Raw genomic sequence first — 21,226 nt, forward strand, 5'->3', positions numbered from 1 at the left:
TCCTATCGCTTGTTCTTGCCAGTACGACGGCGGCGCACAATGAGCGCGTCGCTCTCTTTGTTCGGACGGCGGGTACGGCCTTCGGGCTGGCCGTTCGGGTTGACCGGGTGGCGTCCGCCGGAGCTCTTGCCCTCGCCGCCACCGTGCGGGTGGTCGATCGGGTTCATCACCACACCGCGTACGGTCGGGCGGTTGCCCTTCCAGCGGTTGCGGCCGGCCTTGCCCCAGTTGATGTTGGTCTGTTCGGCGTTGCCGACCTCGCCGATAGTGGCGCGGCAGCGCACGTCGACGTTGCGGATCTCGCCGGAGGGCAGCCGCAGCTGACCGAACCGGCCCTCCTTGGCCACCAGCTGCACCGAGGCGCCCGCGGAACGGGCCATCTTGGCGCCGCCGCCGGGACGAAGCTCGACGCCGTGCAGCACGGTGCCAACCGGGATGTTGCGCAGCGCCAGGTTGTTGCCCGCCTTGATGTCGGCCCCGGGGCCGGATTCGACGACGTCGCCCTGCTTCAGCCGGCTCGGGGCCAGGATGTAGCGCTTGGTGCCGTCCACGTAGTGCAGCAGTGCAATGCGCGCGGTGCGGTTTGGATCGTATTCGATCTCCGCAACGCGGGCGTTGACGCCGTCCTTGTCGTGGCGGCGGAAGTCAACCAGCCGGTACTGGCGCTTGTGTCCGCCGCCCTTGTGCCGGGTGGTGATCTTGCCGGAGTTGTTGCGGCCGCCCTTCTTGGGCAGCGGACGCACCAACGACTTCTCCGGCGTCGACCGTGTGATTTCTGCGAAGTCGGCACCGCTGGAGCCACGGCGGCCCGGCGTTGTCGGCTTGTGTTTACGGATTCCCATAATTCATTTCCTCGTTAAAGTGGTCTCCGCCCTAGCTGAGCGGACCGCCGAAGATGTCGATTGTGCCTTCCTTCAGGGTCACGATGGCACGCTTGGTGTCCTTCCGCTGACCCCAGCCAAAGCGGGTGCGCTTACGCTTTCCGGCACGGTTGTTGGTGTTGACCGAGTCGACCCTGACCGAGAAGATCTTCTCGACCGCCAACTTGATCTCTGTCTTGTTCGAGCGGGGATCGACCATGAAGGTGTACTTACCTTCGTCGATCAAGCCGTAGCTCTTCTCCGACACGACCGGCGCTAGCACCACGTCGCGGGGATCCTTTGAGGCAATGGCGCTCACTTTGCGGTCTCCTCTTCATCAGTCGTCGAGGCTGCATCGACCTGGGCTGCGGCCCGGCCGGAGACGAAGGCCTCGTAAGCGGCGTTGGTGAAGATGACGTCGTCGGCAACCAACACATCGTAGGTGTTGAGCTGATCCACATACAGCACGTGGACCTCGGCCAGATTCCGCAGCGACAGGGCGGCAACATCGTTTGCGCGCTCAATCACGACGAGCAGGTTCTTCCGGTCCGACACGCCGGCCAGCACTTCCCGGGCCTCCTTGGTGGACGGCTTGGTGCCGGCAACCAGTTCGGAGAGCACGTGAATGCGGTTGTTGCGTGCCCGGTCGGACAGGGCACCACGCAGCGCGGCGGCCTTCATCTTCTTCGGGGTGCGCTTGGAATAGTCGCGCGGAACCGGGCCATGCACGATCGCGCCACCAGTCATCTGGGGTGCACGGTTCGAACCCTGGCGGGCGCGGCCCGTGCCCTTCTGCTTGAATGGCTTGGCGCCCGAGCCGCTGACCTCTGAACGGGTTTTGGTCTTGTGCGTGCCCTGCCGGGAAGCAGCGAGCTGCGCGACGACGACTTGGTGCAACAGCGGCACATTGGTCTGGACGTCAAAAATCTCGGCAGGCAGGTCGACGCTGACAGTCTTAGTAGCCATGAGCTTATGCTCCCTGCGTTGTTGGTGCCTGGACGGCACTGCGGACGAGGACGACCGAGCCGCGGGGACCGGGGACGGCACCCTTGATCAGGAGCAGGCCCTTGTCGGCGTCCACGGCATGGACGGTCAGGTTCAGCGTGGTCTGACGGACGGCGCCCATCCGGCCAGCCATCTTGACACCCTTGAAGACACGGCCCGGAGTGGCAGCACCACCGATCGCACCGGGCTTGCGGTGGTTCTTGTGCTGGCCGTGGGAGGCACCAACACCAGCGAACCCGTGGCGCTTCATGACGCCGGCGAGTCCCTTGCCCTTGGTGGTGCCAACGACGTCGACAACTTGACCGTTCTCGAACATCTCAACGGAGAGTTCCTGACCAAGTTCGTAGCTGTCGGCGTCAGCGGTGCGCAGTTCAACCACGTGGCGGCGGGGCGTGACCCCGGCCTTCTGAAAGTGACCAGCCAGCGGCTTGGTGACCTTCCGCGGGTCGATCGCACCGTAGCCGATCTGGACGGCGGAATAGCCGTCGGTATCCTGTGCGCGCAGCTGGGTGATGACATTGGAGTCTGCCTGGACGACGGTCACCGGGATAAAGCGGTTGTTCTCGTCCCAGACCTGGGTCATGCCGAGCTTCTTGCCCAGCAGGCCCTTCACCTGGCGCGTAGTTAAGGTAGACATGACGATGCGATCCTTCTACAGCTTGATTTCGATATTCACGTCGGCGGGCAGATCGAGCCGCATCAGCGAGTCAACAGCCTTGGGCGTGGGGTCGATAATGTCGAGCAGACGCTTGTGAGTACGCATTTCGAAGTGCTCGCGGCTGTCCTTGTACTTGTGCGGCGAACGGATGACGCAGTAGACGTTCTTCTCCGTCGGCAGCGGCACCGGGCCAACAACCGTAGCGCCTGCGCGCGTCACCGTCTCAACGATCTTCCGCGCTGAAGAATCAATGACCTCATGGTCATATGACTTCAGCCGGATGCGGATTTTCTGTCCCGCCATGGCGTCGTGACTCTCTTTCTGAAGTACGGCTTCTCTATGGAACTACATCCCTTGTGCGCGGCCCTGGGCGAGCAGCGGCCATCCCAGTCCGGCTACATCTTCCAACAGGCTGAATCCGGAATCCTCCGGGTTCCTCACCCTGCCGAAGCTCCGACCCCCGAAGTCGGGCGTGTCGTATCTTCCAACAGAAAAGTACACACACATTCTCAAGGAGGTGGGTCATATTTGGGCTTCGCCGGCGGACCCTGCACCAAGCATTATCTTGATCGGGACACGGCGCATCGAAGCGCTTGAACAACTCCACTAGTCTGCCATGGCCGACCAGCGAACGCAAATTGAGCCGATTGAGCCACTTCGGCCGGAGCCGGGCGGGACCACCAATGGACAGAGCAACCCTGCCCGCCTCACATACGAGTATGCCATAGCCTGGTCACTGCGTGCACGCAGCCGAAACGGCAGGGGCCAAAGGGGCACGCATTTTAACCGCAAATATGCCCCGCTGCCGGAGCAGCGGGGCATATTGCGTTCAGTTCCGCGTGGGTCGACTCAGTGTCCTGTGCCAACCCGGGGAAACCGGAGAAAACCAGTAGCCGCCACAGGCTACTTAGTGATCTTGGTGACCCGGCCCGAGCCAACGGTGCGGCCACCCTCGCGGACGGCGAAGCCGAGGCCCTCTTCCATGGCGATGGGCTGGATCAGCTCAACGCTCATTTCCGTGTTGTCGCCGGGCATAACCATCTCGGTGCCTTCCGGCAACGTGATGACGCCGGTGACGTCGGTGGTGCGGAAGTAGAACTGCGGACGGTAGTTCGAGTAGAACGGGTTGTGGCGTCCACCCTCGTCCTTGGAGAGGATGTAGACGTTCGCCTCGAAGTCCGTGTGCGGGGTGATGGACTTCGGCTTCACCACGACCTGGCCACGCTCGACGTCCTCACGCTTGATGCCACGCAGCAGCAGGCCACAGTTCTCACCGGCCCATGCCTCGTCGAGCTGCTTGTGGAACATCTCGATACCGGTCACCGTGGTCTTCTGCAGCTCGCGGATGCCCACGATCTCGACCTCGGAGTTGATCGCGAGGGTGCCCCGCTCGGCCCGGCCCGTCACAACGGTTCCGCGGCCGGTAATGGTGAACACGTCCTCGATCGGCATCAGGAACGGCTTGTCCTTGTCGCGGACCGGATCCGGGATGCTGTCGTCAATGGCGTGGACGAGCTCGACGATGGAGTCAACCCACTTCTCGTCGCCCTCCAGCGCCTTCAGTGCCGACACGCGCACCACCGGAGCGTTGTCGCCGTCGAACTCCTGCGAGCTGAGCAGCTCACGAACTTCCATTTCGACCAGGTCGAGGAGCTCTTCGTCCTCAACCATGTCGGCCTTGTTCAGCGCGACCAGCAGGTACGGCACGCCGACCTGCTTGGCCAGCAGCACGTGCTCGCGGGTCTGGGCCATCGGGCCGTCACTGGCGGCCACAACCAGGATCGCGCCGTCCATCTGGGCCGCACCGGTGATCATGTTCTTGATGTAGTCAGCGTGGCCCGGAGCATCGACGTGCGCGTAGTGACGCGCCTCGGTCTGGTACTCGATGTGGGCGATGTTAATGGTGATGCCGCGCTGCTTCTCTTCCGGAGCCGCGTCGATCGTGTCGAATGCCGAGGCATCGTTGAGGTGCGGGTACCTCTCGGCGAGCACCTTGGAAATGGCAGTGGTCAACGTGGTCTTGCCATGGTCGACGTGACCGATGGTTCCGATGTTGACGTGCGGCTTAGTCCGCTCGAACTTTGCCTTCGCCACTGGTTCCTCCTAGAACGTTTGGTAGTAAGACTTACTTTTCAGTGGCGCTTTTCGTCACTGAAACCCATGCAAGTCTACTTGGGGCTGGTTTATTTGTTGAAATTCGTCCGTGGACGGGCCGTCCGGCATTGCGCCGATGACCCTGCAGCAGCGGTTGGCACCCGCGTGGCGGATGCCAACCAGCGAAGCTGCTACTCACCGCGGACTTTCTGAATGATCTCGTCGGCCACCGCTTTGGGGACCTCAGAGTAGCTATCAAACTGCATGGAGTACACAGCGCGGCCCTGGGTCTTCGACCGAAGGTCACCAATGTATCCAAACATACCGGAGAGGGGAACATGCGCGCGAATAACCTTCACACCGCTTGCATCCTCCATGGACTGCATCTGGCCGCGCCGGGAGTTCAGATCACCAATCACATCACCCATGTATTCCTCAGGTGTGCGGACCTCAACATCCATCAGCGGTTCGAGCAGAACCGGCTTCGCCATCCGGGCAACTTCCTTGAAAGCCATCCGGCCGGCAATCTTGAACGCCATTTCCGAAGAGTCGACGTCATGGTAGGCACCATCGACGAGGGTCGCCTTGATGCCGACAACCGGGTAGCCGGCGAGCACACCATCATTGAGCGCATCCTGGATACCAGCGTCAACACTGGGGATGTACTCGCGCGGCACACGGCCACCGGTGATCTGGTTGTCAAACTCGTACATCTCACCTTCGGACGTATCCAGTGGTTCGATGCGGAGCTGGATCTTCGCGAACTGGCCGGAACCGCCAGTCTGCTTCTTGTGGGTGTAGTCGTACTTCTCGACCGTGCCCTTAATAGTTTCCCGGTAGGCCACCTGGGGCTTGCCGACGTTGGCGTCAACCTTGAATTCACGCCGCATCCGGTCCACCATGATGTCCAGCTGCAGCTCACCCATACCGCCGATGATCGTCTGCCCGGTGTCCTCGTTCAGGGAGACCCGGAAAGTCGGGTCTTCCTCGGCCAGCTTCTGGATGGCCACACCCAGTTTCTCCTGGTCGCCCTTGGTCTTGGGCTCAATTGCCACGTCGATGACCGGCCGCGGGAAGCTCATCGCCTCAAGGATGATCTGGTCGTTGGAGTCACACAGGGTGTCACCTGTGGTGGTGTCCTTCAGGCCGATGGCGGCATAGATGTGACCAGTCGTCACTTCCTCCACCGGGTTCTCCTTGTTGGCGTGCATCTGGAACAGCTTCCCGATGCGCTCGCGCCTGCCCTTGGTCGAGTTGACCACCTGGGCGCCGGTCTTCGCCTTGCCGGAGTAGACGCGCAGGTACGTCAAACGCCCGAAGAACGGGTGCGTCACCACCTTGAACGCCAGCGCCGAGAACGGCGCCGTCGAATCCGCCGGACGGGTGATGATCTCTTCGAGATCATTGACCGGGTGGCCCTGGATGCTTGGCACATCCAGCGGGGACGGCAGGTAGTCGATGACCGCGTCCAGCATCGGCTGCACGCCGCGGTTCTTGAACGCGGAACCACACAGCACCGGGTATGCCTCGGAATTGGTGGTCAGGTGGCGGATGCCGGCAACGATCTCTTCGGTGGTCAGCTCTTCACCCTCGAGGTACTTCTCCATCAACGCTTCGTCGGTTTCGGCGACATTCTCGATCAGGGCAGTGCGGTATTCCTGCGCCTTCTCTTTCAGGTCTTCGGGGATCTCCTCGATCTCGTACTTGGCACCCAGGGTGACGTCGCCCTTGGAGTCGCCGCGCCAGGTCAGCGCGCGCATGTGGATCAAGTCCACGACCCCTTCGAAGTTGCTCTCCGCACCGATCGGCAGCTGCAGGACCAACGGCTTGGCCTTCAGCCGGTTGACGATCGTGTCGACGGTGAAGTAGAAGTCGGCACCGAGCTTGTCCATCTTGTTGACAAAGCAGATGCGCGGCACGTTGTACTTATCGGCCTGCCGCCAGACCGTCTCGGACTGCGGCTCCACACCTTCCTTGCCGTCGAAGACTGCGACGGCGCCGTCGAGCACACGCAGTGAACGCTCCACCTCAACGGTGAAGTCCACGTGGCCCGGGGTGTCGATGATGTTGATCTGGTTGTCTTCCCAGAAACATGTGGTCGCGGCGGAGGTGATGGTAATACCACGCTCCTGCTCCTGTGACATCCAGTCCATCGTCGACGCCCCGTCATGGGTCTCGCCGAGCTTGTGGTTGATACCGGTGTAGTACAGGATGCGCTCGGTAGTGGTGGTCTTACCGGCATCGATGTGGGCCATGATGCCGATATTGCGGACCTTTTTCAGGTCGGTAAGCACGTCAAGTGCCACGGTGTCTGCCTTTCAGGTTTGGCCTGGGTACGACGCCGGCGTAACTGATGGGTGCCGCCGGCACCTGGCGCTGGCCGCCGTCGTACTTCGGTTTTACCAGCGGTAGTGGGCGAAGGCCTTGTTGGACTCGGCCATCTTGTGGGTGTCTTCGCGACGCTTCACAGCGGCACCGAGACCATTGGACGCATCCAGAATCTCGTTCTGCAGGCGTTCCGTCATGCTCTTCTCGCGACGGGCCTTGGAGTATCCAACCAGCCAGCGCAGGGCGAGGGCCGTGGCGCGGCCTGGCTTGACCTCGACGGGCACCTGGTAGGTGGCACCGCCGACGCGGCGGGACTTCACCTCCAGGGCGGGCTTCACGTTGTCCATGGCCTTCTTCAGCGCGGCCACAGGGTCGCCGCCGGTCTTGGCCTGAACGCCGTTGAGTGCACCGTAGACGATGCGCTCGGCGGTTGACTTCTTACCGTCGACCAGCACCTTGTTGATCAACTGGGTGACCAAGGGTGATCCGTGGACGGGATCTACAACTAGGGGGCGCTTCGGCGCCGGTCCCTTACGAGGCATTACTTCTTCTCCTTCTTGGCGCCGTAGAGGCTGCGGGACTGCTGGCGGTTCTTCACGCCCTGGGTATCGAGAGCACCGCGGACGATCTTGTAGCGGACACCAGGCAGGTCCTTCACACGGCCGCCGCGCACCAGCACGATGGAGTGTTCCTGCAGGTTATGCCCGACGCCGGGGATGTAAGCAGTGACCTCCATGCCGCTGTTGAGCCGCACACGGGCGACCTTGCGCAACGCGGAGTTCGGCTTCTTCGGAGTGGTGGTGTAGACACGCGTGCAGACGCCACGGCGCATCGGGTTGCCCTGAAGCGCAGGAGCATCATACTTCGGGAGCTTCGGGGAGCGGCCCTTCCGGACCAGCTGATTAATTGTTGGCACTTATTGGTTCTCCATACATTCTCGAGAAGTTCTCATTCACTCAGCCCCGCTGCCCGGTCCCTGCCCCGCCCGCGTCCAGCCGGGCGGTATCGGGTAAGGTGCCGAAGCGAAGCACTGTCGGCTCGTTCTGCACACTTCGCTTGATCCGAACCGGAACGTGCCTAGGCATGCAAAAACGTGGCATTCGTTGCACAAGGACCCTGCAACCCGGAAACAGGCCCCAGCTTCTTCGCAGTTCGAAATCCTGCTCAGGAACCGGCCTTCATCCACTGCCACACAAACAATTGACTCCTATAGTAGCAGACAAGCAGCAGACATCGCGCACCGGAATCACGCGGATCTCCGCGCGGCGCGGAGCGCCTTGGTCGATCACTGAGGCGGTGGTCGAGTAGGGCGCTCAGCGCCCGTATCGAGACCTAGCCGAGCGCTGCGGCCGCCGCCCGTCCGGCTTGCCGGCCGGAGAACAGACAGCCACCGAGGAAAGTCCCTTCCAAGGAGTTATAGCCGTGCATCCCGCCGCCGCCGAAACCGCTGGCCTCCCCTGCCGCATATAGGCCCGGCAGCGGGTCCCCGCCGGGCTGCAGCACCCGGCCCTGAAGATCTGTCTCCAGGCCGCCCAGGGTCTTGCGGGTCAGGATGTTCAAGCGGACGGCGATGAGCGGGCCGGCTTTGGGGTCGAGCAAACGATGCGGTGATGCGACGCGGATCAACTTGTCGCCACGGTACCGGCGCGCTCCACGCACCGCCGTCACCTGCGCGTCCTTGCTGAAGGAATTGCCGATCTCACGATCGCGGGCAACGACGGTCTGTTCCAGGTCCCGTTCACTGATCAGCCCGTCCCCACTGAGCGCGTTCATACCAGACGCCAACTCGCTGATTGTGCCGGCCACGATGAAGTCCCGGCCGTGTTTCTTGAACGCTTCCACCGGCGGCGGCGCACCTGGTTTCACCCTGGCCAGCACGTCACGGATACTCCTGCCGGTCAGGTCCGGGTTCTGCTCCGAACCGGATAGTGCGAATTCCTTCTCGATGATCTTCTGAGTGAGGATAAACCAGCTGTAGTCGAATCCAGTCCCGGCGATGTGTTTCAGCGTTCCCAGGGTGTCGAATCCCGGAAACAGCGGGGCCGGCAAGCGTTGCCCGGTGGCATCGAGCCATAGCGACGACGGCCCGGGCAGGATACGGATGCCGTGGTTCTGCCAGACCGGATCCCAGTTGTGCACGCCTTCCACGTAGTGCCACATGCGGTCCGGATTGATCACCCGCCCGCCGGCCTCCTCCGTAATCCCGAGCATCCGCCCGTCCACGTAGGCCGGAACCCCCGAAATCATCCGCCGCGGCACCGGACCAAGCCGTGCCGGCCACGCTCTCCGGACCAGGTCGTGGTTGCCGCCGATGCCTCCCGAAGCGACAATCACGGCCTGAGCATGCAATTCGAACTGGTCCACTTCGCTACTGCCGCCGGCCACTGCCCGGCCGGCGTCGTTCGGTTCCAGTACGCTGCCCCGGACGCCGTCGACGGCGCCGTCATGCCGGATCAGCCCGTCGACGCGGTGCCGGAACCGCAATGAGACGAGACCGGCGTCGACCGCCGTGCGGACTCGCCGGACGAAAGGTTCCATGACTGCCGGGCCGGTGCCCCACGTCAGGTGGAACCGCGGCACCGAATTGCCGTGCCCGTTCGCACGTCCATCGCCCCGCTCCGCCCAGCCGATCACCGGGAAGATCCGATGCCCCATGCCGTGCAGCCAGGTTCGCTTCTCGCCGGAGGCAAAATCCACATACGCTTCGGCCCATTTGCGTGGCCAGTAGTCCTCATCCCGGTCGAATGCGGCGCTGCCCATCCAGTCCTGCAGTGCCAGTTCGTGGGAGTCGTTGATGCCCATCCGGCGCTGCTCGGGCGTATCGACCATGAACAGCCCGCCCAGCGACCAGAACGCCTGTCCGCCCAGGTTCGCTTCGGATTCCTGGTCGAGCAGGATCACTTTCCTGCCGGCGTCGGCCAGTTCCGCGGTGGCAGTCAGTCCGGCAAGGCCGGCACCGACCACGATGACGTCTGCGTCCATAGTGACGATACTAACCGCACTTGGACGGTCCTGTACCTGTACGGCCCAGAGCCTCTGGACGCCCACTCCCTGGACGCCCCCTTTCCTGGACGCCCTCCCCTGGTTCGGCCGGAACCTTCCCCTGTTAAACAGAAATGCTCCGGTATGGGACAACTGACCGGCGGCGCCGGTGGCAATATGTCCCATACCGGAGCTAAATCCGGCCAGGGCTCCAGTACTAAGGCTGGTCGATTTTCTGCGCGTCGGCCGCTGCCTTCCGCCGCGCCTTGTTCGACCGCCACAGCGAGAAGAACAGCGACGCCGCAGAGAGCACGAGCAGCACGAACGGCAGCGGATCGAGCATCCAGCTGAAGCTGCCGCCGTACTGGATCATGGCCAGACGGAAATTGTCTTCGGCCAGCGGCCCGACAATGACGCCGATCAGCAGTGGTGCAATCGGGAAGCCGCCCTTGAGCATGAAGTAGCCAAGCACGCCGGCGGCCAGCATCACCACGACGTCGAACGGATTGGTCCGCACGGCGTACGAACCCACGATGGACAGGATCAGCACGATCGGCCACAGCAGCGCCGGTGGTATCCGGATGACCTGTGCCCAGGCCCTGATTCCCAGCGAACCGACAAACAATAGCACGACGAATCCGGCCAGAATCGCGATAAAGGATCCGTAGACCAGCTCGGGATTCGACGCGAACAACTGGGGCCCGGGCCGCAGCCCCTGGACCAGCAGCGCCCCGATCAAAACCGCAGCAGCAGTGTTGCCGGGAATGCCCAGCGTCAACGTGGGGACCAGGCCACCGACCTGCGCCGAGTTGTTGGCCGACTCCGCTGCTGCCACGCCGCGGGAATCGCCGTGACCGAACTTCTCCCGGTCGTGCCGCGCGAACCGGCGGGTCTCGTTATAGGCAACGTAGCCGCCAATATCCCCGCCGACGCCGGGAAGCGCGCCTATAAAGAAGCCCAGCACTCCGGAACCGACAGTGGTAGGTGACATGCGACGCAGGTCTTTGCCCTTCAGTCGGAAACTGCCCATACTGGCGGCCTTGCTCTCCTTGTGCATGTGTTCAATCTGGAACAAGGCCTCGGCCGCGCCAAACAAACCGACCAGCAAGGCGATGAGTTCAATACCACCGCTCAACTGCTGGATGCCGAAGGTGAACCGCTGGGCACCGGATATTCCATCCAGGCCGACCATGGCAATCAACACCCCGAGGGCGGCGCTGATCACGCCCTTGGCCAGGGCGCCCTCCCCCAGAGAGGCGATGATGGTCAGCGCGAGCACCGCCAAGGCAAAGTACTCGGCCGGCCCGAATTGCAACGCAACTTCGGCGACGGCGGGAGCCGAAACGATCAGCATCACCGTCGCCAGCAGGCCGCCGACAACGGAAGCCACGAGGGACACGCTGAGCGCCTTGCCCGCCTGCCCGTTCCGCGTCATTGGATACCCGTCCAGCACCGTCGCCGCCGAGGCCGGAGTACCGGGCGTTCTCAGCAGGATGGCCGGAATGGACCCTGCGTAGCACGCCCCGTTGTAAATCCCCAACAGCAGCACCAGGCCGGGCAGCGGATCCAGCGTGAATGTGAAAGGCAGGAAGACCGCGATCCCCACCGTTGCCGACAAACCGGGCATTGCTCCGATGACAACTCCGAGCAATATCCCCAGCACGGTCAGAATCAGGACCGAAGGGTCCAACACGGCTTCAGCGCCTGCAAGCCAATTGCTCATATCGGCAGACCTCCCAGTCCGCTGGTGGGCAACGCCACGCCGAGGAGTGTCCTAAACACATAGAACAACCCCAGCCCGACGCCGAGCGGCATGACGATCAGCGTCACCGGACGGCGGATTCCCAGCAGGAAAAGCTCCGCGAGAGTAAATGCCACGGTGGTGATGACAAACCCGATGATGTCCAAAACCATCGCATATCCGGCCAACAGCGCCACCGTGCCAATCACCCGGCCCGCGTAGAGTCCGCGGGGCAGTGCTTCTCCCGGCTGCGGACGGAAGAGCGGCACCAGTGCGAGCACGCCGATAAGCACCGCCAGCCCCCGCGGGAAGGCTGCAACTCCGGGATCGAGTTCCTGTACGGGATCCGGCATGGTGAAACTGTAGGCGAAGACGAATACCGCCAACGCCAGCAGGATCACCGCCGCGACCCGGTCGCCTGGATTCCTGGTCATCGCCGGACTAACCTGCCTTGATTCCGACTTCTTCAATAACCTTGCCGTACTGCTTGGACAGATCCTGCAGGTAGGCCTCGAACTCCTTCGGCGGCAGGTAGTCGAGGGTCAGGTTCTGTTCCTTCATCGACTGCTGGAACTCGTCGGACTGGATTGCCTCGTGCAGGCACTTGTCGAGCTTCTCCACCCGCTTCTTCGGGGTCTCATCCGGAACCGCCAGGCCCAAGTGCGACGCCGAGGTCCAGTCGATTCCGATCTCCTTCAAGGTCGGCGTATCGGGGATGGCATCGAGGCGCTCGTCACCGGCGACAGCGAGCGGACGCAGCCGTCCGGATTCCACCTGCCCGATCGCTTCACTGAGTACGACGGAGACCAGGTCGGCCTGTCCGCCGATCGTCGCCTGCACCGCCGAGGCACCGCCGTCGAACGGCAGGTAGCGGAACTGGTCCTTCACCCCGGCCTCCAACGCCAAGCCGGCCGCTGCAAGGTGGTAGACCGACCCGGTTCCGCTGGTGGCGGCGTTGATCGTTTTGCCGTTCTCAGCGGCCTTAATCAGGTCTTCCATCGACTTGTACGGCGAATCGGCCGGGACGAAGAAGACGTGGGGGTTGAGCGCGTACCGCATCACACCCTTGAAGTCATTGGGCCGCACATCCGTGATGCCCAGCTTGTAAAGATAGGCCAGCTCGGTGGCGGTGGCACCGACGGTGTATCCATTGGGCTCAGCATTCGCTGTGGCGCTGAAGCCAACGGCGCCCGCGCTGCCGGTCTGGTTGCTGGCGATGATGTTGGTGCCGCAGGTTTCCTCGGCGATGGCCGCCATGCCGCGGACGCTGACATCGGTGCTGCCGCCGGCAGCATAGGGAATGATCATTTCGATGGTTTCGGAGGGGAAGTCGCTACCGCCCCCACTGTCGCCACCACCGCACGCGGTGGTGGCAAGGAGAGCCGCGGTGGCGGCCACAGCGCCGGAAGTCCTCACCACGTTCTTCGGCCACTTGCCTCGTTGCTGCGGCGCAGTGGACGCGCCGCCCTTCTTAAGTAACTGCATGGTCAGCTCCTTTTTCGTTCAACGGTTTGCTGTTGTGCCGTCCGCCGGTCGCCCCCACGCCGACCCCGCCACCGGCTGGTAAAACCAAACCTGAACGGTGTGCGCACACACGTACGAATAGCGAACATCAGTAGTCTAGCTCACAGTCTGTGACGTGTGCAACGGAGTGCGGCGATTGCGTTACACATTGTTATCCCGCCGTGAATCGAGGGGCTGCTTCTCCACCAACAGCGCCGCCCCACGACGAAGCAGCTGCCCTGGATCGCTCCCGTTTGGGACATATTGCCGCCGGCGCCGCCGGTCGATTGTCCCAAGGCGGAGCGGAAGTCGCCGTAAACGCCGGCGCGACTCGATAGGGGCGCCTGCCCGACATCCGATTCCGGCCGGTTGCCGGACATGCGAAAGGCCCCGCACCGAAATGGTGCGGGGCCCTCACATCAGGTCGTGCTGGGTCTCCACGGGTCTCCACGCGGCGCGGAGCGCCTTGGTCGACCACCGATTGCGGAGCGCCTTGGTCGACCACCGCCGCGCGGAGCGCCTTGGTCGAGTGAGGCGCCCGCGCCGCATCGAGACCTAGCGGTATTCAGCTCCCATGTCGTAGTCATCCAGCGGGATGGCGTGGAACTCGGGGGTCGCGTCCTGTCCCACCGACGAGTAGTCGACGTCGCTGAAGGCGCTCGGGCCGGTGTAGAGATTGGCCTTTGCTTCCTCCGTCGGCTCGACCTTGATGTCGTTGTAGCGGGCCAGGCCGGTACCGGCCGGGATCAGCTTACCGATGATCACGTTCTCCTTCAGACCCAGCAGCGGATCCGACTTGCCTTCCATGGCCGCCTGGGTGAGCACCCGGGTGGTTTCCTGGAAGGAGGCTGCGGACAGCCAGGAGTCGGTCGCCAGCGAAGCCTTGGTGATCCCCATCAGCTCCGGACGGCCCGATGCCGGGGTTTTGCCCTCGGACACCACGCGCCGGTTCTCCTCTTCGAACCGTCCCCGCTCGGACAGTTCGCCGGGGAGCAACTCGGAGTCGCCGGACTCGATGATGGTGATACGGCGCAGCATCTGCCGCACGATGACCTCGACGTGCTTGTCGTGGATACCAACACCCTGGCTGCGGTACACGCCCTGGACCTCGTCCACGAGATGCTTCTGTGCGGCACGCGGGCCGAGAATACGCAGCACCTGCTTCGGGTCCACCGCGCCAACCACCATCTGCTGGCCGACGTCGACATGCTGACCATCTTCGATCAGCAGACGGGCACGGCGCAGCACCGGGTAGGTCTGGTCGTCCGAGCCGTCGTCCGGGGTGACGATGAGCCGCATCTGACGCTCGGTCTCCTCGATGGTGACCCGTCCGGCGGACTCCGCGATCGGTGCGACACCCTTGGGGGTGCGCGCCTCGAAGAGCTCCTGGATGCGCGGCAGACCCTGGGTAATGTCGTCACCGCGGGAAGCGGAGACGGCACCACCGGTGTGGAAGGTACGCATGGTCAGCTGGGTACCGGGCTCACCGATGGACTGCGCGGCGATAATGCCCACGGCCTCGCCGATGTCCACGGTCTTGCCCGTGGCCAGCGACCGGCCGTAGCACTGGGCGCAGGTTCCCACCCGTGATTCACAGGTCAGCACCGAACGGATCTTGATGTCCGTGACGCCTGCCTTGAACAACCGGTCGATCAGCACGTCGCCGACGTCGCTTCCCGCTTCGGCGAGGACCTCGCCGTCGGAGTTGACGACGTCGGTGGCCAGGGTGCGGGCGTAAACGCTGGAGGCGGCATCCTCGTGCAGCATCATCTCGCCCCCGACCTCGACGGCAATCGGCAGGTTCAGGCCGCGTTCGGTGCCGCAGTCCTCTTCGCGGACGATGACGTCCTGGGACACGTCGACCAGACGACGGGTCAGGTAACCCGAGTTGGCGGTACGCAGCGCGGTATCGGCAAGACCCTTACGTGCACCGTGGGTGGCGATGAAGTATTCCAGCACCGACAGGCCCTCGCGGTAGGAGGACTTGATCGGACGCGGGATGATTTCGCCCTTCGGGTTGGCCACCAGACCACGGATACCGGCGATCTGACGGACCTGCATCCAGTTGCCACGGGCACCCGAGGAGACCATCCGGTTGATGGTGTTCGACGGCGACAGATTCTTCTGCATCACGTCGGCGACCTCGTTGGTGGCCTTGTTCCAGATGTCGATCAGTTCCTGGCGCCGCTCGTCGTCGGCGATCAGGCCCTTGTCGTACTGGCTTTCCACCTTGGACGCCTGGCCTTCGTAGTCCTCCAGGATCGCCGGCTTCTCGGCAGGCTTGGCAATATCGGAGATCGCCACAGTCACGCCCGAGCGGGTCGCCCAGTAGAAGCCTGCGTCCTTGAGGCTGTCCAGCGCCTGGGCCACGATAACCTTCTCGTACCGCTCAGCCAGGTCATTGACGATGGCGGAGAGCTGGCCCTTGTCCGCAACGGTCTCCACCCACGGGTAATCGTCGGGCAGCGTCTCGTTGAACAGCACCTGGCCCAGCGAGGTTTCCACCACGGTGGGCTGGCCCGGCTCCCAACCCTCGGGCGCTTGCCAGCCCTCGGGCGGAACAAAGTCCTCCAAGCGGATCTTGACCTTGGAGTTCAAGTGCAGGGACCCGGCGTCGTTCGCCATGATGGCCTCAGCCAGCGACGCGAACTCGCGGCCTTCGCCGGCGGAACCGGCTCGCTTGGTGGTCAGGTGGTACAGGCCGATGATCATGTCCTGCGAGGGCAGGGTCACCGGACGGCCATCGGACGGCTTCAGGATGTTGTTCGAGGACAGCATCAGGATGCGGGCCTCGGCCTGCGCCTCCGGGGAGAGCGGCAGGTGCACAGCCATCTGGTCACCGTCGAAGTCTGCGTTGAACGCGCCACAGACCAGCGGGTGGAGCTGGACGGCCTTGCCTTCAACCAGCTGCGGCTCGAAGGCCTGGATACCGAGGCGGTGCAGGGTTGGTGCACGGTTGAGCAGCACCGGGTGTTCGGTGATGATCTCTTCGAGCACGTCCCACACCTGCGGGCGGTAGCGCTCGACCATCCGCTTGGCGCTCTTGATGTTCTGTGCATGGTTGAGGTCAACCAGGCGTTTCATCACGAACGGCTTGAACAGCTCCAGAGCCATCTGCTTGGGCAGACCGCACTGGTGCAGTTTCAGCTGCGGGCCAACCACAATGACCGAACGGCCGGAGTAGTCAACACGCTTGCCCAGCAGGTTCTGGCGGAACCGCCCCTGCTTGCCCTTGAGCATGTCGGACAGCGACTTCAGCGGACGGTTGCCCGGTCCGGTGACCGGACGACCGCGGCGGCCATTGTCGAACAGGCTGTCGACCGCTTCCTGCAGCATCCGCTTCTCGTTGTTCACGATAATCTCGGGGGCGCCGAGATCCAGCAGCCGCTTGAGGCGGTTGTTGCGGTTGATGACACGGCGGTACAGGTCGTTCAGGTCCGACGTCGCGAAACGGCCGCCGTCGAGCTGGACCATCGGGCGCAGCTCCGGCGGGATCACCGGAACGGCATCCAGCACCATGCCCAGCGGGCTGTTGGTGGTGGTCAGGAAAGCATTGACAACCTTCAGCCGCTTCAGGGCACGGGTCTTCCGCTGGCCCTTGCCGTTCTGGATGATGTCGCGCAGGTGCTCCGCCTCGGCTTCCATGTCGAAGTCCTCGAGGCGGGCCTTGATCGCGTCGGCACCCATGGCGCCTTCGAAGTACAGGCCGTAGCGGTCGCGCAGTTCGCGGTAGAGTCCCTCGTCACCTTCCAGGTCTCCGACCTTGAGGTTCTTGAAGCGGTCCCAGACCTGCTCGAGCCGCTCGATCTCGGCGTCGGCGCGCTTGCGCACGTTGGCCATCTGGCGGTCGGCGGCGTCGCGGGCCTTCTTCTTCTCGGCAGCCTTGGCGCCCTCTGACTCCATGGTGGCGAGGTCATCCTCGAGCTGGCGGGCGATCGCCGCGATATCGGAGTCGCGGGTGTCGACCTTGTTCTTCGCCTCAATGTCATGCTCGGTCTGCAGGTTCGGCAGTTCCGCATGGCGGGATTCCTCGTCCACGCTGGTGATCATGTAGGCAGCGAAGTAGATGATCTTCTCAAGATCCTTCGGTGCCAGATCCAGCAGGTAGCCCAGACGGGAGGGAACACCCTTGAAGTACCAGATGTGGGTGACCGGGGCGGCGAGCTCGATGTGGCCCATCCGCTCACGGCGCACCTTGGCGCGGGTGACCTCTACGCCACAACGTTCACAAATGATGCCCTTGAACCGGACACGCTTGTACTTGCCGCAGTAGCATTCCCAGTCGCGGGAAGGTCCGAAGATCTTCTCGCAGAAGAGGCCGTCTTTCTCAGGCTTGAGAGTACGGTAATTGATGGTTTCGGGCTTCTTGACCTCGCCATAAGACCATTCGCGGATTTCTTCCGCAGTGGCAAGGCCGATTCGCATTACGCCGAAGGAGGATTCTGTGGACATTTGGTCCCTGTTCTCTCTTTGTTCTCGTATTTGAAAGTCGATTCGGGGTACGGAAAGAGGGGTTAGACCTCTTCGACGGAACTGGGTTCGGCCCTGGACAGGTCGATACCGAGTTCCTCCGCGGCCCGGAAGACTTCTTCATCCGAGTCACGCATATCCAGCGAGTTACCGTCCTGGGACAGCACCTCGACATTCAAGCAGAGCGACTGCATTTCCTTGATCAGCACCTTGAAGGACTCCGGGATGCCGGGCTCGGGAATGTTCTCGCCCTTGACGATGGCTTCATAGACCTTCACACGCCCGTGGATGTCATCGGACTTGATCGTCAGCAGTTCCTGCAGGGTGTAAGCGGAGCCGTAGGCTTCCAGGGCCCAGACCTCCATCTCACCGAAGCGCTGGCCGCCGAACTGCGCCTTACCACCAAGCGGCTGCTGGGTGATCATCGAGTACGGGCCTGTGGAACGTGCGTGGATCTTGTCGTCCACCAGGTGGTGAAGCTTCAGGATGTACATGTAGCCGACCGAGATCGGATCCGGGAACGGTTCGCCGGAGCGACCGTCGTACACCAAGGCCTTGCCGGAGGATCCGACCAGACGGTCACCGTCACGGGTGGGGTTGGTCGATTCCAGCAGTCCGCTGATTTCCTCTTCCCGGGCACCGTCGAAGACCGGGGTCGCGACGTTGGTCGGACCGGTCTCGCGCGGCATGTCCTGCAGCGCCTGCACCCAGTCGGGCTCGCCCTCAATGGTCCAGCCCTGCTTGGCCACCCAGCCAAGGTGTGTCTCCAGCACCTGGCCGATGTTCATACGTCCGGGCACGCCCAGCGGGTTGAGCACGATGTCGACCGGGGTTCCGTCGGCCAGGAACGGCATGTCCTCGACCGGCAGGATCTTGGAGATGACGCCCTTGTTACCGTGGCGGCCGGCGAGCTTGTCGCCGTCGGTGATCTTGCGCTTGTTTGCCACGTAGACGCGGACCAGCTGGTTCACCCCAGGGGGCAGCTCGTCGTCGTTGTCGCGGTCGAAGACGCGGACGCCGATGACGGTGCCGGATTCGCCGTGCGGCACCTTCAAGGAGGTGTCGCGGACCTCGCGGGACTTCTCGCCGAAGATCGCGCGCAACAGCCGCTCTTCGGGCGTCAGCTCGGTTTCGCCCTTCGGGGTGACCTTGCCGACCAGGATGTCGCCGGCTTCGACCTCGGCACCGATGTGGATGATGCCGCGCTCGTCCAGCCCGGACAGGATCTCCTCGGAGACATTCGGGATGTCCCGGGTAATCTCCTCGGCGCCGAGCTTGGTGTCACGGGCATCGATCTCATGCTCTTCGATGTGGATCGAAGACATCACGTCGTCCTGGACCAGCCGCTGGGACAGGATGATTGCGTCTTCGAAGTTGTGGCCCTCCCAGGACATGAATGCCACCAGCAGGTTCTTGCCGATCGCGAGCTCGCCGTGGTCCGTCGACGGACCATCGGCGATGATGCCGCCGACTTCCAGGCGCTGGCCCTCGGTGACGAGCACGCGCTGGTTGTAGGCGGTGCCCTGGTTGGAACGGTCAAACTTGGCGATCCGGTAGTTGGTTTCGGTGCCGTCGTCGTTCAGCATCACGACGACGTCGGCCGAGACCTCGGAGACCACGCCGGCCTTGGAGGCGATGATGACGTCGCCGGCGTCGACGGCTGCCGACCGCTCCATGCCGGTGCCCACGACCGGGGACTCGGACTGGATCAGCGGGACGGCCTGACGCTGCATGTTCGCACCCATCAGTGCGCGGTTGGCGTCGTCGTGCTCGAGGAACGGAATCAAGGCCGTTGCCACCGACACCATCTGGCGCGGGGAAACGTCCATGAAGTCCACCTCGGTGGCCGGAACCAGCACCGGCTCGCCGCCGCCGCCGCGTTCGCGCACGAGGACCATGTCCTCGGAGAAGCGCTCGTCGTCGTTCAGCGGAGCGTTGGCCTGGGCAATGACGACGTCGATCTCGTCATCGGCGGTCAGGTAGACGACCTCGTCGGTCACCTGGCCTTCCTTGACCCTGCGGTACGGGGTCTCGATAAAGCCGAACGCATTAATCCGCCCGTAGGACGCCAGCGAACCGATCAGGCCAATGTTCGGGCCTTCAGGGGTTTCAATGGGGCACATGCGGCCGTAGTGCGACGGGTGGACGTCGCGGACCTCCATGCCGGCACGGTCGCGGGACAGACCGCCCGGGCCCAGCGCGGACAGACGCCGCTTGTGCGTCAGACCGGCCAGCGGGTTGTTCTGGTCCATGAACTGCGAGAGCTGCGAAGTTCCGAAGAACTCCTTGATCGCGGCCACAACAGGGCGGATGTTGATCAGCGTCTGCGGCGTGATGGCCTCGACGTCCTGGGTGGTCATCCGCTCGCGGACCACGCGCTCCATCCGGGACAGGCCGGTGCGGACCTGGTTCTCGATCAGCTCGCCGACGGCGCGGATGCGGCGATTGCCGAAGTGGTCGATGTCGTCGACCTCGACGCGAACCTCGTGGTCCTCGCCGTCGCGCTTGCCTTCGATGGAGTCGCCACCGGCGTGCAGCGTGACCAGGAACTTGATCATCGCCACGATGTCTTCGGTGTTCAGCACCGATGAGTTCCGCTGTCCCAGCGGGATGTCAGTGCCCAGCTTGCGGTTGACCTTATAGCGGCCGACCTTGGCCAGGTCATAGCGCTTCGGGTTGAAGTAGAGATTTTCCAGCAGCGACTGCGCCGCTTCGACCGTCGGCGGCTCGCCCGGACGCAGCTTGCGGTAGATGTCCAGCAGCGCTTCTTCCTTGGACTCCGTGGCGTCCTTCTCCAGGGTGGCACGGATGGAATCGAATTCGCCGAATTCTTCGAGGATCTGGGATTCGGTCCAGCCCAGCGCCTTCAGCAAGACGGTAACGGACTGCTTGCGCTTGCGGTCCAGGCGGACACCGACCTGATCGCGCTTGTCGACCTCCAGCTCGAACCAGGCTCCCCTCGACGGGATGATCTTGGCGGTGAAGATGTCTTTATCGCTGGTCTTGTCAGCGGCGCGCTCGAAGTAGGCGCCCGGAGAACGCACCAGCTGGGAAACGACGACGCGTTCGGTGCCGTTGATCACGAACGTGCCGTTCCGCGTCATCAGCGGGAAATCGCCCATGAACACGGTCTGCTGCTTAATTTCGCCCGTGTTGTTGTTCATGAACTCCGCCTTGACATACAGCGGAGCCGAATAGGTGGCGTCCCGGTCCTTGCACTCCTCCATGGTGTACTTCGGATCGGCGAACTCCGGCTCGGAGAAACTCAGGGACATAGTGCCCTGGAAATCCTCGATCGGGGAGATTTCCTCAAAGATGTCTGAGAGCCCGGACGTGACGGGGAGATCCCGGCGGCCCTGTTCCAGGGCTTGCTCGATCCGTTCCTGCCAGCGCTCGTTACCGACCAGCCAATCGAAGCTGTCGGTCTGCAGGCCGAGCAGGTTCGGCACGTCCAGCGGTTCGTGGATCTTTGCGAATGAAAGCCGGCGTGACGCGCCATCTGTTGCCAGAGGCGAATTGTCTGCCGTGCTGTTAGCGGTTTCGTTGTTTGGGGTGCTCGAGGCGACCAAGAGTGATCCTTCCACA

At 63.3% G+C, this 21,226-nt stretch carries 15 protein-coding genes; all 15 read right to left on the reverse strand.

What is annotated here, in order from left to right; genetic code table 11:
• Window positions 1-2: 2 nt before the first annotated feature.
• Window positions 3-842 (reverse strand): 50S ribosomal protein L2, encoded by an 840-nt coding sequence (rplB, locus tag H535_RS0116880; protein WP_026820471.1) that lies wholly within the window; start codon window positions 840-842, stop codon window positions 3-5.
• A 31-nt stretch (window positions 843-873) separates the two neighbouring features.
• The gene (rplW, locus tag H535_RS0116885) at window positions 874-1,179 is read right to left on the reverse strand and encodes a 50S ribosomal protein L23 (protein WP_026820472.1); all 306 of its coding nucleotides are present in this window, start codon (window positions 1,177-1,179) and stop codon (window positions 874-876) included.
• Window positions 1,176-1,826, reverse strand: coding sequence for a 50S ribosomal protein L4 (gene rplD, locus H535_RS0116890; protein WP_026820473.1), 651 nt, complete (start codon window positions 1,824-1,826; stop codon window positions 1,176-1,178). Before rplD ends, rplW begins: the two co-directional genes overlap by 4 nt.
• A 4-nt stretch (window positions 1,827-1,830) precedes the next feature.
• Window positions 1,831-2,502, reverse strand: coding sequence for a 50S ribosomal protein L3 (rplC, locus tag H535_RS0116895; protein WP_026820474.1), 672 nt, complete (start codon window positions 2,500-2,502; stop codon window positions 1,831-1,833).
• A 15-nt stretch (window positions 2,503-2,517) separates the two neighbouring features.
• Window positions 2,518-2,826, reverse strand: coding sequence for a 30S ribosomal protein S10 (gene rpsJ / locus H535_RS0116900; protein WP_026820475.1), 309 nt, complete (start codon window positions 2,824-2,826; stop codon window positions 2,518-2,520).
• A gap of 600 nt (window positions 2,827-3,426) precedes the next feature.
• Entirely contained in the window at window positions 3,427-4,617 is a 1,191-nt protein-coding gene (tuf, locus tag H535_RS0116905; protein WP_026820476.1) for an elongation factor Tu, read from the reverse strand.
• Window positions 4,618-4,808: 191 nt separating this feature from the next.
• Window positions 4,809-6,923, reverse strand: coding sequence for an elongation factor G (gene fusA / locus H535_RS0116910; protein WP_026820477.1), 2,115 nt, complete (start codon window positions 6,921-6,923; stop codon window positions 4,809-4,811).
• 93 nt (window positions 6,924-7,016) lie between these two features.
• Complete coding sequence (gene rpsG / locus H535_RS0116915; RefSeq protein ID WP_026820478.1) at window positions 7,017-7,487, reverse strand: 30S ribosomal protein S7; 471 nt, start codon at window positions 7,485-7,487, stop codon at window positions 7,017-7,019.
• A complete protein-coding gene (gene rpsL, locus H535_RS0116920) occupies window positions 7,487-7,861 on the reverse strand; it encodes a 30S ribosomal protein S12 (protein WP_026820479.1) in 375 nt (124 codons plus the stop codon). Before rpsL ends, rpsG begins: the two co-directional genes overlap by 1 nt.
• A gap of 416 nt (window positions 7,862-8,277) precedes the next feature.
• Entirely contained in the window at window positions 8,278-9,927 is a 1,650-nt protein-coding gene (locus tag H535_RS0116925; protein WP_026820480.1) for an FAD-binding dehydrogenase, read from the reverse strand.
• Between the two features lie 217 nt (window positions 9,928-10,144).
• Window positions 10,145-11,650, reverse strand: a complete 1,506-nt coding sequence (locus tag H535_RS0116930; protein WP_026820481.1) for a tripartite tricarboxylate transporter permease — start codon at window positions 11,648-11,650, stop codon at window positions 10,145-10,147.
• Window positions 11,647-12,102, reverse strand: a complete 456-nt coding sequence (locus H535_RS27955; RefSeq protein WP_026820482.1) for a tripartite tricarboxylate transporter TctB family protein — start codon at window positions 12,100-12,102, stop codon at window positions 11,647-11,649. The genes H535_RS0116930 and H535_RS27955 overlap by 4 nt, the downstream gene beginning before the upstream one ends.
• A gap of 7 nt (window positions 12,103-12,109) precedes the next feature.
• Window positions 12,110-13,153: a tripartite tricarboxylate transporter substrate binding protein gene (locus H535_RS26240; protein ID WP_051299459.1), complete on the reverse strand. Its 1,044-nt coding sequence runs from the start codon at window positions 13,151-13,153 to the stop codon at window positions 12,110-12,112.
• Between the two features lie 573 nt (window positions 13,154-13,726).
• On the reverse strand, window positions 13,727-17,623 hold the full coding sequence (locus H535_RS0116945; protein WP_026820483.1) for a DNA-directed RNA polymerase subunit beta': 3,897 nt from the start codon (window positions 17,621-17,623) through the stop codon (window positions 13,727-13,729).
• A 62-nt stretch (window positions 17,624-17,685) separates the two neighbouring features.
• A complete protein-coding gene (gene rpoB, locus H535_RS0116950; protein WP_026820484.1) occupies window positions 17,686-21,210 on the reverse strand; it encodes a DNA-directed RNA polymerase subunit beta in 3,525 nt (1,174 codons plus the stop codon).
• Window positions 21,211-21,226: the final 16 nt, after the last annotated feature.

The sequence above is a fragment of the Arthrobacter castelli DSM 16402 genome (assembly GCF_000430705.1).
Lineage (GTDB): Bacteria > Actinomycetota > Actinomycetes > Actinomycetales > Micrococcaceae > Arthrobacter_C > Arthrobacter_C castelli.